Raw genomic sequence first — 14,944 nt, forward strand, 5'->3', positions numbered from 1 at the left:
AGCTTATGTGGGATTCGTGCCTTATCGGCTTGCGGGAGCGTGTGGGGATCGTGATAGTGCACAGAGGGCTAACTCGAATTATTGAGGGTAGTAGAGTCTGTATGATGCCAAAGAGGATTATTCGTTGTGATGGTTAAACGTCTTGTTTCTACCAGTCTGGCGCGTGCGTTTTTTTATATCGCGCTACTTTCATTCCTGACGACGGGTATTGCGCTACTGACGCTGGCCAGCGGTTTACGCGATGCGGAAGCGATCAACGTTGCCGGATCGATGCGTATGCAAAGCTATCGCATGGGATATGACCTACAGGGCGATCGTGCCGCGTTAGAACCGCATCGCCGCCTCTATATTCCGAGCGCAAGATGATGATAGTTGTTGCGACATCAATAATGGGTTCGATCACGATCTATATACTGATCTTCTTTACGCTGCGTCGCATTCGTCGTCAAGTGGTCGTGCCGTTGAATAAGCTGATGGCGGCTTGTTCGTCCATCGAGAAAGGGCGTTTTACCCATTCGCGGCTGGATGTCAATTTGCCTAACGAATTGGGATTACTGGCGCAAACCTTCAGCAGCATGACGGACGAACTGCAAAAGCTTTATCGTTCTCTGGAAGACAAGGTGCGGCAGAAAACGCTGCGCTTGCAGGAAGCGAACCGCATGCTGAAGGTGCTGTACCACTGTTCTCAGGCGATGAACGTCAGCACGATTGACAGGCATTGTTTTCAGCAGATTTTGCAAATTGTGCGCCGCTATGAAACGGTCGGCTGCCTAGAAATGCAGGTGGGAGAGAACTGGCGGTTATGTGAAGGCCAGCCGGACGAGCAGGCTGTGTGGCAGGCCTTGCCCATCTGTTTGCAAGAGGTCGAGTTCGGGTAGTTGCGTTGGCAGGCATCCACACAGCAACCGTCGGCGCAGCTGATGGAAAGCGTTGCCAACATGCTGGGGCGCGGTCTTTATTTTAATCAGGCGCAGAAGCACTACCAGCAGCTGTTACTGATGGAAGAACGCGCCACCATTGCGCGTGAACTGCATGACTCACTGGCTCAGGTGCTTTCTTATCTGAATATCCAGATGACGTTATTAAAGCGCACGGTAGCGGAAGAAAATGCGCAGGCCCGGCAGATCATTACCGATTTTGAACAGGCGCTCAGCGATGCGTATCGCCAACTGCGGGAACTGCTGAGCACGTTCCGGCTGACGCTGCAACAGGCCGATTTGCCAGCGGCGATGCAGGAAATGATCGAGCCACTGCGTGCGCAGACCCCGGCGACCATCACGATTGACTGCCGGATCCCTACACAGGCGCTGGATGCCTCACAGCAGGTTCACTTGCTGCAAATCATCCGTGAAGCGGTGTTGAACGCCATTAAACACGCGCAGGCGACAGCGATTACCGTCCACTGCCGTACGCAGCCTGATGGCCGTCATTGTGTGGATATTCGTGATGACGGCTGCGGTATTATCGATCAGGAGGAGCCCGCAGGACATTACGGTTTAAATATTATGCAGGAACGCGCCGAACGGTTAGGAGGAACGCTGTCTATCGGGCTCCACCCTGACGGGGGAACGCAGGTTAGCGTCTGTTTCTCGACGCCAACGGCAGCGCGTGAACGTGATAACACGAACGATTTCTATCCAGAATAATTCACAAATAAAACAATAATAAAATTCATATTACATTGGGGCTGGGCATGTCAGAAAAACCATCTTATCGTGTGTTGATCGTCGACGATCATCCTCTTATGCGCCGGGGAATCCGTCAGTTATTGGCAACCGATGCCATCTTTGACGTGATAGGGGAAGCCAGCAACGGCATGGAGGCACTGAGCCTCGCGAATCGAGATGCTCCCGATATCATCTTGCTCGATCTTAACATGAAAGGATTGAGCGGGTTGGATACGCTTCACGCGCTGCGGCGCGATGGGATCTGTGCCCGCGTGATTGTGCTGACGGTCTCCGATGCGCCCAGCGATATTTATGCGCTGATGGACGCGGGGGCTGATGGCTACTTGCTAAAAGACAGTGCGCCGGAACACTTACTGGACGCCATTCGTCACGATGATGCTTTCAGTGAACAGGTGCGCGAGGTCTTACACCATCGTATTGCTATCAAGGATACGCCGTCGCCCTTTACCGTATTGACGGAACGTGAACTGGACGTGCTGCAAGAAGTGGCCTCTGGGTTATCCAACAAGCAAATCGCAGGTGTGCTGTATATCTCAGAAGAGACGGTAAAAGTGCATATCCGCAACATGCTGCGCAAGCTAAATGTGCGCTCCCGCGTCGCCGCCACGGTGCTTTATCTGGAGACTCGTGGCCAGTAATAATAAACGCATGATGGAAATTTTTCGCGTATTCAATATGGTGAACGGCACAACAATACATAATGCTCGCGCTAAATAACTATATGGACACCGACCTGGTACTTGTACCGGGTTGGTGTCTGTTCGTACAGCTATTTAGATAAACGTACCAATGATTTCATCATGTATTTCTGCCGATTTTGATTATCCCAATGCACAGGGAAGCATTCTCTTGCTCTTACGACAAAACAATGGTCAATGAAGAATGAGAGAGAAGGTTCCGATGTATATCCACAGCTAGCGTGCATCTTTATTACATAAGCAGGAGGGAGTTTTATTAGAAATACTGTTATATTTATCACATCTTTAAAACTTAACATCCAGATACTGATAATGTCAGCATTGAGTTTTTGTTAAAATTTCAACATTCAAAGAATAAACTCATAATAATTAAAATTTTCTGATTTATTTTAACAGTTTTTTCATTTAATTGATTTATATAAGAAATTATTGATATTAAAAGGTTAAGCATTCTCCATGTCGAGAAAATTAATACCCATTTAGGAATGTAAAGTTTAGTTATTAATTTGGGGGCGGGATGTAATTAAAAACCATTCGCAATAAAGGAGATGCCCGTTAAGTGAGGGGGAAGGGACTGTGATATATTCCGCAAATTTTGACTTTTCTAATACCCATACCTTTTAAAGGGCGGTTTTTGAGGGGTATAATGCATTGTGTTTTATTATTATATAATAATTAAAATAAAGTTAATTTGTAACCAAAAAATAACAAACTAAACTCCGGGGGAATTATGACTTCACCGTTTATAAATAATACTATATCACGAAGGGCATTGCTAAAAACGGCGACCTTAACGGGTATGACGTTTCTGGCAAGCAATTTGAGTTTGCCTTTTTCTTGTAAAGCTGACTCAGCGAAGCCACAAAAAATAAATGATAAGACGGTATGGGGAGCATGCTCAGTCAACTGTGGTTCCCGGTGTCCTTTGAAACTTCATGTTAAAAATGATGAAGTTTATTGGGTTGAAACCGATAATACGGGTTTGGATATATACGGGAGTGGCGAGCATCAAATCAGAGCGTGTCTAAGAGGAAGGACAATACGCCGAAGAATTAATCATCCGGATAGATTAAAATACCCGATGAAAAGAGTTGGGAAAAGAGGTGAAGGTAAATTCGAAAGAATTACCTGGGAAGAAGCTTTGGACACCGTTGCAGGATCTCTGAAGAACATTGTGCAGAAATATGGTAATGAAGCTGTTTACCTAAATTTCGCTTCAGGCGTTATTGGCGGTAACATCACATTCTCCGAACCATTTGAATCATTATTTGCTCGATTAATGAATTGCTATGGAGGGTTCCTCAATCAACATGGAAGCTACAGTAATGGTCAAATAAATTTGGCTATGGAATACACCTATGGTAGTAACCAGGGAAATAGCCTTTCTGATATTGAGAATACTGAACTGGTTGTAATGTTTGGAAATAACCCTGCTGAAACACGAATGAGTGGTGGGGCGGGAACGTATTATCTGGAACAAGCCCGTTTGCGTTCTAAAGCAAAAATGATTGTTATTGACCCTCGTTATACTGATACTGCGGCAGGTAGAGAAGATGAATGGATTGCAATCAGGCCGGGTACTGATGCTGCACTTGCGGCAGGTATTGCATGGGTTTTAATTACCGAAAATTTAATCGATAAAAATTTCTTAGATACTTACTGCATCGGATATGATGAAACAACCCTCCCCAGCGATGCAAAGCAAAATTCTCACTATAAAGCATATATTTTGGGCCATGGAGATGACGGTTTAGCTAAAACGCCAAAGTGGGCAGAGAAAATATCAGGAATCCCAGAAGATAAAATAATAAAACTTGCCAGAGAGATCGGCAGAGCTAAACCAGCATTCATTTGTCAGGGATGGGGGCCGCAAAGACATGCTAATGGTGAATTAACTGTGCGGGCTATTGCTATGTTAGCAATTCTTACCGGGAATGTTGGTATCCGTGGAGGGAACAGTGGTTCTCGAGAGGGATATTATCAAATCCCAGTAGAGAGAATTCCTGTATTTGAAAACCCAGTTAAAGCCAGTATCCCATGTTATAAGTGGGCAGATGCCATCGATCACGGTATGGATATGACATCACTAAGTGATGGCGTGAGAGGTAAAGACAAACTCGATGTTCCAATAAAATTCCTATGGAATCGAGCAGGCAATACAATGATTAACCAGCACTCCGATATTAATAGAACACATGAAATTCTTGTTGATGAGAATAAATGTGAAATGATTGTAGTTTCAGAGATATTCATGACGTCAAGTGCTAAATATGCTGACATTTTATTGCCTGACCTAATGACAGTTGAACAAGAAGATTTTATGCCCAATAACCATGCAGGTAATATGGGGTATTTAATCTATGTACAAGCAGTAACCGCACCCAAGTTTGAAAGAAAGCCTATCTATTGGACTATAAGTGAAATAGCCAAAAGATTGGGTGAAGACGTCCATAAAAAATTCACTGAAGGTCGCACACAAGAAGAATGGCTTGAGCACCTTTACAATAAAATGAAAATTAAAGACCCAACATTGCCTGATTTCAATGATTTCAGAGAGATGGGGATTTATAAACGAGCTGACCCGAATGGGCATAAAATCGCGTATGAGGATTTTAGAAAGGATCCTGTAAATCATCCTCTTCGAACGCCTTCAGGTAAAATAGAAATTTACTCTTCTCGGCTAGAAGAAATTTCACAAAAATGGAGTTTAGAAAAGGATGAAACAATAAGTCCTTTACCTGTCTATGCTTCAACATTTGATGGTTGGGATTCGCCTGAACGGCATAACTATCCTTTGCAAATGACAGGCTTTCACCACAAGGGACGTGCGCATTCAAGCTACGGAAATATCGATGTTCTCAATGCAGCGTGCCCTCAAGAAATATGGATAAATCCATTGGATGCCCAAAAAAGAAATATCGCACATGGTGATATGGTTAGGGTCTTCAACAATAGAGGGGAGATTAGAGTAAAAGCCAAGGTTACAACAAGAATTATGCCAGGTGTTACTGCCCTTGGTGAAGGTGCCTGGCACAATGCCAATATGAATGGTGACCGAGTTGATCACGGCGCGTGCATTAATACATTAACAAGCCACCGTGCTTCTCCTTTAGCTAAGTGCAATCCTCAGCACACTAATCTTGTTGAAGTTTCTAAGGTTTGAGGTTGAAAATGACTCAACAATATGGTTTTTATATTGATTCAGAGCGGTGTACTGGCTGTAAAACTTGCCAGTTAGCGTGCAAAGATTTTAAAAATTTGTCTGCAGATGTAAATTTCCGACGTATATATGAATACTCAGGTGGTAGTTGGGTAGAAGAGGACGGTTTATATAAACATAATGTGTTTGCATACTACTTATCAATTTCCTGTAATCACTGTGCAGATCCTGCTTGTGCCAAAGTCTGTCCAAGTGGTGCAATGCATAAGAGAGATGATGGATTTGTAGTCGTCAATGAAGATATTTGCATAGGATGCCGTTATTGTCATATGGCCTGCCCGTATGGCGCACCTCAGTTTGATTCCGCTAAAGGTCATATGACTAAATGTGATGGTTGCTATGAACGAGTGGCAAAGGGTCAGAAACCTATTTGTGTTGAATCTTGTCCTCTAAGGGCTCTCGATATGGGGCCAATAGATGAATTAAGAAAAAAATATGGCACGTTAGCGGAAATTGCGCCATTACCTTCTGCAAAGTTCACTAATCCAAGTATTGTACTCAAACTTAATGCTAACAGTCGCCCTGTCGGAGATAGAAGCGGTTGTGTGGCAAATCCCGAGGAGGTATAACATGGGTATGGGTCTTCATGAATGGCCATTAATACTTTTTACGGTTATCGGCCAAACCGTTTCGGGGGCATTTATTATTCTAGGTTTAGCTATTCTGAAAAATATCATCCCTGAAAATCTAAATCTTAAGGTACATCACAGTATGTTAGGACTTTGGTTATTAATGGGGGTTGGTTTTTTATTATCGATGATGCATATGGGATCGCCTCTTCGTGCGTTTAATTCTTTGCTACGTATTGGGCATTCTCCATTAAGTAATGAAATAGCTGCCGGATCTCTATTTTTTGCATTTGGAGGAACATACTGGCTCATCGCATTGAGCAATAAATTTTCAACATTATTTGTTAGAATAATGTTAGTAACAACCATGTTACTTTCTCTTCTATTCATCATTGCTATCACTCGTGTGTATCAAATTGAAACAGTGCCAACGTGGAACAATGCCTATACTACTCTTAGTTTCATTCTTACTGCATGCATAAGTGGGCCAGTTTTAGCCTCTTTATTATTGCGGATTGCAGGGGTTAATTTGATCTCGATAAGGTTTTTGCCATTATCCTGTATTGTAGCTGTGATCTTTAGCGCAATGATTATCTTTAACCAGACTATAGATTTAAGTAGTATTGAGACTTCGGCTCAGAAGGCTTTGGATTTGGTTCCAAATTATAAGCTTCTAATGAGCCTTAAAATAATACTTTTAATTTCAGGTATTGGTATCTGGTTAGCATTTATTCAAAAAGAACGAAATCCTTCTGTTTCAGTCATGGTTTTTTGTTTTTTCGCTGTATTTTTTGGTGAATTAATTGGTAGAGGTGTTTTTTATGGGTTGCATATGACAGTGGGGTTATTTGTTGTTGGGGTATAAATTTATTTTTTAAAGTTTTGTGCGGGATGGATGTTGGTAATGACTAACGAAATCCCGCGTTTTTATATAAGGGCATAATAATGAAGTTATTATATGAAGCTATCTCTATGACTTCTCGTATTCTTGGATTCACCTATTTTTATAATCCATCCCATAATAGCGAAATTATAGAGTATTTTACCGAAAATATTTGGCTTGAAGAGTGGCCTTATGGCACGGTTAATGAAAAAAAAGAAATTAATGTATTTTTCAATCAGAAAAATTTCGAGAATGAATCAATTGAACAGGCTTATAAAAGGCTTTTTGTAGGCCCTGAACTACTGGCTGCTCCACCATGGGGGTCTGTTTATCTTGATCAGGAAAATGTTTTGTTTGGGTGGTCAACAATAGAGCTTCGAAACTGGATGCATGAAAATAATATCGAGAATTTATTATTATGTTCAGAACCAGAAGACCATTTTGGATTAATGCTGATGCTGGTTTCCTGGGTTGCTGAAAATAACCCTAATAAATTAAATGAATTATTAAATGAGCATTTATTACCATGGGGTTCAAGATACCTTGAAAAGCTATTTGCATGTAGCGATTTCCCTTTTTACGAGGGTATTGCTATATTAACTAAACTCACTCTTAAATCATGGCAAGAAGATCTGAATTTACAACCTGCGAAAAAAGAATTGTTTTTTTGAAACGTCATGTTAGCCATTTTTGACTTGTTATCAGTGTTTACATTTTCCATTGCATAAAAATTTTTTATGGTTTGAAAATAAATTATATATACTCGTTATACATTGGGTTGCATGTGCTTTATCTATGTTCAGTTACCCGAATAAATTACCTGAGTAAACTCATTGGGGTAAAATAGGAGGCACGATGCCTCTTACACGAGACCAGCCAACGGCTGGTCAAGTTCGTCAGGAAAAAATTCGTCCTTATCTTATCACATTACGATGAGTATGACTGAGTATTATTCTGCTCTATGTTATTAAAAAAATTAACACTTTTCCTCTGCTAGAGTTATTTAGTGAGCGAAATATACATGACTAATAATATCGAAGATATAAGAATATTTTTTGCCGATTTTGATTGAGTTTCAGTCACCTGACCTTTACTAATGTTCTGTTTTTCATGATAAGTACGTTATGTGTAAGGTTTATCTATGGTTTTTTTATTCGGCAACATACCTGAATGAGATAATATTTCTGAACTCCCTTCCTTTTTTATATATTTTCAGCGGTGAGATTATCTTATAGGATGTCATTTTACCTCAATCTTATTTATCGGTGCCCCTTCGACAAAAACATATGTTTTTCATTATGTTAGATAGGGTTAATGCAATGAAAAAATTTTCTTCCGAGTATCCGCTTCGGTAATGTGCGTCATCGTGCGAATGTTTTTGTAGCGGTGCGAAGTTTCCTTCTTCTATACCTTTAGGTATATAGCAGAGAATAATAATGCGGCAGACACATTACTGACAAGGTGATAAGAGGAGTCTATATGAATAACGAGAGAAATATCCTGACGCTTAATACTACGGTATCTAAATACTCTACCCTAATGATGGAGTTGGATATTGCTCGAAACGCCGGATATCGCTCCATTGAAATTATCAGTAGCAAAGTATGGGATTATCTGGATGCTGGGCACTCTCAGTTTGAGTTGAAGCAGGCTCTCGATGGCTTTGTTGTTCAGGGAATTGGTGCCTTGTTGGATATTGAGCGTCAGGGGGATGATGCGAAAAAACTGTTTAAAGATGCTGAAGAGCTATTCCAGCTTGCCCATGTTATAGATGCTAAAGGTGTTCAAATTGTCACGGGACCATTAGATGTCAATGCCGTCATCAGGTATAAAAATAATAGGTCAACATCTGAATACACGGGGCTGTTGTCATCATCACTTGATGAACAAATTGCACTAACAGCGAAGAACTTACGTGCATTAGCCGATCTGGCTCAACAATTTGGACTACTTATCTATTTTGAAGCACTTTCCTGGACCCCTCTTAATACATTGGCTAAGCAGGTACGGCTGCTAGAGCAAACATCTCGTGATAATGTGAAAATGGTCATTGACTATTGGCATTGCTATACGTCCGGCGATACACCAGAAACGTTGGCTAAACTGGATAAACAGTGGATTTATGGCGTACATGTCTGCGATTCATTAGCGTATGACGGCGGTATCCCCGATGAAGTCGTGCTGAGAGATGTGTCAACGGGACAAGGTGTGTTGGATCTTGTGGCGTGGACCGATGCTGTTAAAGCGACAGGCTATGATCATTGGTGGAGCAGTGAGACGTTTTGTCGAAAACAGCAGCAGCAAAACAGTTATCACGTTGCTAAACAATTAAAAGCTCAGCTAGCCGCGTTGATAGCATCATAGGCATCTATACCCTAAATAATTCGAGTTTCAGGAAGGCGGCAAGCGAGGGACAAATTCGTCGGGAACGAATTTGACCAGCCAATGGCTGGCCTTCGGTGAGAGACTGGATGTCTCTCATTTAATCCCGATGAACTTACACTGGTAAGCGATTCGGGTGACTGACAAATCTGCCAGAGGCAGGTTTGAACGCTGCTTGCAGCGGCCCCAACGGGGGCGAGGTACACGTAAGTGTGCCGACTAGCGCGGCCAACGCACATACAACTTGAAGTATGACGGGTATATATAGGATTAGGAGAAGAGTGCAAATACAGGCGAACTCTTCTCCTTGCTCATAGGAAGGGAGCTTAACCTTCTCCTCCCCAAACCGTCGTGGAATTGTCGCCCGTCATATATTCTCGAACTTCAAGTGGCAGCGACTGATCGCTGGGTAATAGTACGGTGGCATTACGCAAATGCTGTTTTTTAATCATGCCTTTATCAGAGAATCCCAATGCCATTCTGGTTGAAAACGGTTGTCTGAAAGAAGAGGATGCGACACCGCTCACCGTACCATAAAGAAAACGAATTGGTCTTCTGTGTTGCGGAGTTAAAATTGAAAAGGTGATCTCATTGCGTTGTTTTCCTTCAAAATCCACCATGAAAATACGGTCGCCCAATAAAAAGCAGAAGCCATGATAGTTGAATGAATAACCAATTTTTCCACTACCATCGAGCAGTGGAAAACGTTCAATCGTGACGTATTGCACCATCGAGTCTGATCTGTAGAGACAGGTGACAGAACGCAGAATTCTTCCCTTATAGATAGAAGAGTTATGATAGCGGTAATAAACGCCAAGATAGTCTTCCAGATAATCAGGGGTGCTTTTAGCTAATTGCAGAAAATCGGTAAACTGTGACGATGAACGTAAACTCATCGGCATCTCGTTTTCAAACCCTTCGTAAAACTTCTTGAAATCTGACGGTGAACGGAATAGATCGTCGACTTCCATCATGAAGTATCTGCCGATCTTTTGTAGTACTTTCTGAGAAGGAATATGCTGTCCAGCCAGGTATTTATTGAACTGCTGACGGTTGACGTCCACTTTACGACATAAGTCGGCAACTGACCGGCAGGATTCGACCAGCACAATCAAATTTTTTTGCAGGTTATCCTGAAGTTCATTTCTGAACTGGAAGCGACTGGTTGGATTAATATCGACAACTAATGACATTCAATAGCCTCCTGTGGGACTTATCTTTCACAACGGTATCGGACTGCACTAAGGCCAGAGATCACCGAAGCGGGACTTTTGTATAACAAGCAAAGCAATAAGGGTGCCAAGGTTCCATAACGCCGTATTTCGCCGCCCTTAGTCATATGCTTTAGCGCTGTGATGGTTATATCGTTACGTTTTTGCATAAAAAGAGTGCTTTTGGGGGACACTTGCATCGCTATGGTGCATTCAAATGATCGTTACCGCGTTAAAATGCTGTGTGGTATTTAACAGATAGTTTACATGTCATCAGAGATATGTCTCTTCGCGACATCACATAATTGATAATAAATAGCAATGTTTGTTAACTTCACTGAATCACATGTAATGTAACTTATTGAAAAATAATATTTTATATTTTATTTTTTTCTCATATTCAAATATTCATCAAAAATTAGAAAAAATGACATAAAAAATTAAAGAGGGAAAATCTTTATTTTACAATGTGTTATTTGGTTTTGCTGGTATGGCTGCGTCATTATGCGTCGTTTTTGTTCTCACTGCGAAATTGAGGGTTCTGTATCTATCACGAATATTAACTTCTATAACTAGTCACTAACGTTGTGATGACAATATCCTTATCTGGGTATGGTGCAAGGGGAACGTGATGAAACTAAATTGCAGTCAAGTTGTTGCAAAAATGCTGAAAAATCATGGCGTGCATTACGTGGCTGGCATCATGGACCAACAATTACATGAGTTGGTGAAGTCACTCTCTGGCGCTGATGTTCCCTTTATTCAGGTGATGCAAGAACAAAGCGCAGTTCTGGTCGCAGATGGCTATTTTCGTGCTTGTGGTAGACCTATGGCGGTTTTTTTGCCAACAACATCAGGGGTATCAAAAGCGCTGGGTAGTATCGCCACAGCATATACCGACTCATCAGCAATCCTGATTTTCAGTGGGGGATATTTATCACCGCCACTACAACAGAGCGGTAATGCTCATTCTGGTTGGTATGCTACCGTCACGCATCACGGCGTGAGTAAAGCTCAGTTAAGTGTTTCTAACCCCGATGAAATTTGGGAAACCATGAAACATGCGATGACCCTCATGTTGCAGGGACGGCCTGGGCCCGTGATTATTGACATTCCTCATACGGTTCAGATCAGTGAAATAACCAGCAAAAGCGAAACCATTCAGATTAACCGGGCAAAAAACCCTAGTAGTCCGAAAAATGAAGCGATCGAACAGGCCGTTCTGTTGTTGCAGAAAGCCAGACGTCCTCTGATCATCGTGGGAGGTGGCATGAATGTTTCCAATGCAACAGATGCATTGGTGACATTTGCTGAAAAATTGAGTATTCCGGTTGTGAATACGATGAATGGAAAAGGCGCATTTCCTGAGGATCATGTCTTATGTGGCGGCCCTATCGGACGTAATGGTAGTACTTGCGGTAATCATTTCTTGTCAACGGCAGATGTGGTGCTCTCGATAGGAAGTCGTCTGGAAAACTCTCTGCACTTTACGCCTAAACCCTTAGCTCAGGTACAACTGATTCAAATCGACATTGATCGACAAGAAATAGGTAGAGATCGTCAGGTTGATATTGGCATCGTTGCGGATGCGAAAAGCGCGTTATCCGCAATGAATAGGGTAGTGTCTACTTTATATTGTGATGTGATAAGCCTTGAAAGAAAAGCGTATCGCAAAGAAGTGCTAACAATGCGGAAGGCGTGGGTGAATCATCTGGCCGAATGCTATCAGATCGATACGTCGCCTTTTACTGTACAGCGTTCCTTAGCCGAATTAAGACGTATTACAGAACAAGATGCGATTGTTATTGTGGGGCCAGGATATATTCAGAAAGCCGTTTATCAACTCTTTCCCGTTTATTTACCTCGAACCCATATTACATCGAGAAAATTTGCTCCCAAAGGGTGGGCAATACCTGCTGCTATTGGTGCTAAACTTGCTATGCCTGCGCGACAGGTCATTTGTTTGATCTCCGAATCTGATTTTATGCAATCAATGCAAGAGTTGGCTGTTTGTGTCATGCATACTATTCCTGTCGTATTTCTTGTTTTTAGTCATAGTCATTCAGAAAAAAATAAAAATACGAATATAGGAGAGGAGACTTTCAATGAACAACTGACTATGCCTGATGGGAAACCTTATGCGCCTGATTATACTGACATCGCGAGGAGTTTTGGCCTTGATGCATGGAGGGTTGAGCATGCATCACAATTAAACAAGATACTGACTAAAGCAGTTAATTTCCCCGGACCGTCTCTGGTTGAAATAGTAACAGCTTTAGATGGGGAAAATGCATCGATTGAACATAATAATTCATTTCCAGCTTCTGCTTATCTCAGCAACGAGTCTGAATTGACATTTGATGATTGAAAATTAACGCCAGGAAGTTATTTTCTCTGTTGAAATAATAATATGTAAGGGGGAATATTTATGGGTAAAGTTACCAAGGCAGGAGTGACATCAACTTCCGTTGATGAACAGAATAACGCTCCTGTTATAAACACCAAAAAAAACAAATCAAGCCGATTTAAGTTAAATGTTTCTATGTTGACGATCTCGCCAACGTTTATTCTTATGGCTATCTCTGTTTATGGTTTCATCGCCTGGAGTGTTGTCATTTCATTTACCAATTCTCGTTATTTTCCTCAGTATGACTTTGTTGGTCTTTCCCAATATGAAAAGTTATGGGAAATGGATAGGTGGAATGTTGCTGTCATTAATTTAATCCTCTTCTCCGTTGCGTTTTCTTTGATATCGCTGTTACTTGGATTAATTATCGCAATTTTTCTTGACCAGAAAATACGCGCAGAAGGCACATTGCGAATGATCTATCTTTATCCTATGGCAATTTCTCTGATTGTCACAGGGATTGCCTGGAAGTGGATATTGAACCCCGGCACAGGTATTCAATATATGCTACATTCATTAGGGTTTGAGAATGCGCGTTTTGACTGGCTTGTGGATCCAGAGATGTCGGTTTATACCTTGGTTGTTGCGGCAGTATGGCAAACTGCAGGATTTGTGATGGCGATATTTCTTGCCGGGTTGCGTGGAATAGATGGGGAAATTATTAAAGCCGCTCAGCTTGAAGGTGCGAGCGCCTTTCGGATATATACTAGAATTATTATTCCGATGTTAAGGACTTCAATGTTCACGGTTATTGTTATTCTGGTTTATCAAGGTGTTCGTTCTTTTGATCTGGTTGTTGCATTGACCAATGGCGGGCCAGGATACTCAAGTGATTTGCCTACGACATTTATGTTTAACCTTACATTTGTCCGTGGTCAGATGGCTCAAGGGTCAGCCAGTGCGGTTATGATTTTACTGGTTGTTGTTGCAATCGTCGTTCCTTACCTGTATTCGGAGTTTAAACGTGAACACAATGATAGCCACTAATTCTACGACGCTTAATCCGACACCGAATGTACGTTCACGACGTATAAAAAAGCTATCAAGTCGAATTTTCGTTTATCTGATATTAATAGGGTTTGCTGCGTATTTTTTAATGCCATTTATTGTGATGTTATTAGCATCGTTCAAAAATATGAATGAGGTAAGCCACTCGTCAATATTGTCACTTCCATTGGAACCAACGTGGCAACCATGGCGAGATGCTTGGAATTCGGCCTGCTTTGGTACGGAGTGTACAGGGTTAAAAGTTTATTATTGGAATACGCTATTAATGGTTATTCCAGCGGTTATAATTTCTACAATTATCGGGGCTATCAATGGTTATGCGTTATCGAAATTTAAATTTAAGGGTTCGAACATTATTTATGGATTGATACTGTTTGGAAGCTTTGCTCCCTTTCAGGTTATGTTGATTCCTATTGCGAAAACATTGGCTGTGTTCGGTTTATCCAACAGTATTATCGGTTTGATTATATTACACACCGTGTATGGACTACCGATAACAACCATGTTTTTCCGGAATTATTTTGTCACGGTTCCTCAAGATTTAGTTAAAGCTGCGCAGGTTGATGGTGCTGGTTTTTGGATGATATTCAGACTGATCATGCTGCCTCTCTCCATTCCTATGATTGTGGTGACCGTGATCTGGCAATTTACAGGGATTTGGAATGATTTTTTGTTTGGTGTTTCATTCACCAGTGGTAGCAACTCTCCGATTATGGTTGCGTTGAATAACATGGTTAACACGAGTACCGGTGCTCGGCCTTATAACATCCATATGGCGGGTGCAATATTGGCTGCTTTACCCACTCTGGTTGTTTATGTATTAGCAGGAAAATACTTTGTGCGTGGCCTTATGGCTGGCGCGGTTAAGGGGTAAGAAT

The 14,944-nt window shown here is 41.8% G+C and carries 10 protein-coding genes and 1 pseudogene; 10 read left to right on the top strand and 1 reads right to left on the bottom strand.

Annotated elements, in window-relative coordinates:
• The first annotated feature begins 126 nt into the window (after window positions 1-126).
• From narQ to O1Q74_RS08565, 7 genes and pseudogenes are all read left to right on the top strand, one after another.
• Window positions 127-1,646 (top strand): annotated as a pseudogene (gene narQ / locus O1Q74_RS08535) (nitrate/nitrite two-component system sensor histidine kinase NarQ).
• A gap of 47 nt (window positions 1,647-1,693) precedes the next feature.
• On the top strand, window positions 1,694-2,326 hold the full coding sequence (gene narP, locus O1Q74_RS08540; protein WP_271877897.1) for a nitrate/nitrite response regulator protein NarP: 633 nt from the start codon (window positions 1,694-1,696) through the stop codon (window positions 2,324-2,326).
• A 790-nt stretch (window positions 2,327-3,116) separates the two neighbouring features.
• Window positions 3,117-5,549 carry a DmsA/YnfE/YnfF family dimethyl sulfoxide reductase gene (locus O1Q74_RS08545; protein ID WP_271877898.1) on the top strand — a complete coding sequence of 811 codons (2,433 nt, stop codon included), beginning with the start codon at window positions 3,117-3,119 and terminating at the stop codon, window positions 5,547-5,549.
• Window positions 5,550-5,557: 8 nt separating this feature from the next.
• A complete protein-coding gene (locus tag O1Q74_RS08550; RefSeq protein ID WP_271877899.1) occupies window positions 5,558-6,175 on the top strand; it encodes a DMSO/selenate family reductase complex B subunit in 618 nt (205 codons plus the stop codon).
• A 1-nt stretch (window position 6,176) separates the two neighbouring features.
• A complete protein-coding gene (locus O1Q74_RS08555) occupies window positions 6,177-7,040 on the top strand; it encodes a DmsC/YnfH family molybdoenzyme membrane anchor subunit (protein ID WP_271877900.1) in 864 nt (287 codons plus the stop codon).
• Between the two features lie 80 nt (window positions 7,041-7,120).
• Window positions 7,121-7,729 (top strand): Tat proofreading chaperone DmsD, encoded by a 609-nt coding sequence (gene dmsD, locus O1Q74_RS08560; RefSeq protein ID WP_271877901.1) that lies wholly within the window; start codon window positions 7,121-7,123, stop codon window positions 7,727-7,729.
• 808 nt (window positions 7,730-8,537) lie between these two features.
• Window positions 8,538-9,422: a sugar phosphate isomerase/epimerase family protein gene (locus O1Q74_RS08565; RefSeq protein ID WP_271877902.1), complete on the top strand. Its 885-nt coding sequence runs from the start codon at window positions 8,538-8,540 to the stop codon at window positions 9,420-9,422.
• A 344-nt stretch (window positions 9,423-9,766) separates the two neighbouring features.
• Here the strand turns inward: O1Q74_RS08565 and O1Q74_RS08570 are convergent, their stop codons facing one another.
• Window positions 9,767-10,633, bottom strand: a complete 867-nt coding sequence (locus O1Q74_RS08570) for a helix-turn-helix transcriptional regulator (protein ID WP_271877903.1) — start codon at window positions 10,631-10,633, stop codon at window positions 9,767-9,769.
• A gap of 649 nt (window positions 10,634-11,282) precedes the next feature.
• Between O1Q74_RS08570 and O1Q74_RS08575 the strand changes: the two genes are divergently transcribed.
• Genes O1Q74_RS08575 through O1Q74_RS08585 form a run of 3 tightly spaced genes read left to right on the top strand, consistent with a single transcriptional unit; the run spans window position 11,283 to window position 14,940 of the window.
• Complete coding sequence (locus O1Q74_RS08575; RefSeq protein ID WP_271877904.1) at window positions 11,283-13,019, top strand: thiamine pyrophosphate-binding protein; 1,737 nt, start codon at window positions 11,283-11,285, stop codon at window positions 13,017-13,019.
• 60 nt (window positions 13,020-13,079) lie between these two features.
• Window positions 13,080-14,045, top strand: a complete 966-nt coding sequence (locus O1Q74_RS08580; protein ID WP_271877905.1) for a carbohydrate ABC transporter permease — start codon at window positions 13,080-13,082, stop codon at window positions 14,043-14,045.
• Window positions 14,032-14,940, top strand: a complete 909-nt coding sequence (locus tag O1Q74_RS08585) for a carbohydrate ABC transporter permease (protein ID WP_271878830.1) — start codon at window positions 14,032-14,034, stop codon at window positions 14,938-14,940. Before O1Q74_RS08580 ends, O1Q74_RS08585 begins: the two co-directional genes overlap by 14 nt.
• Window positions 14,941-14,944: the final 4 nt, after the last annotated feature.

Source organism: Pectobacterium sp. A5351, from assembly GCF_028335745.1.
Lineage (GTDB): Bacteria > Pseudomonadota > Gammaproteobacteria > Enterobacterales > Enterobacteriaceae > Pectobacterium.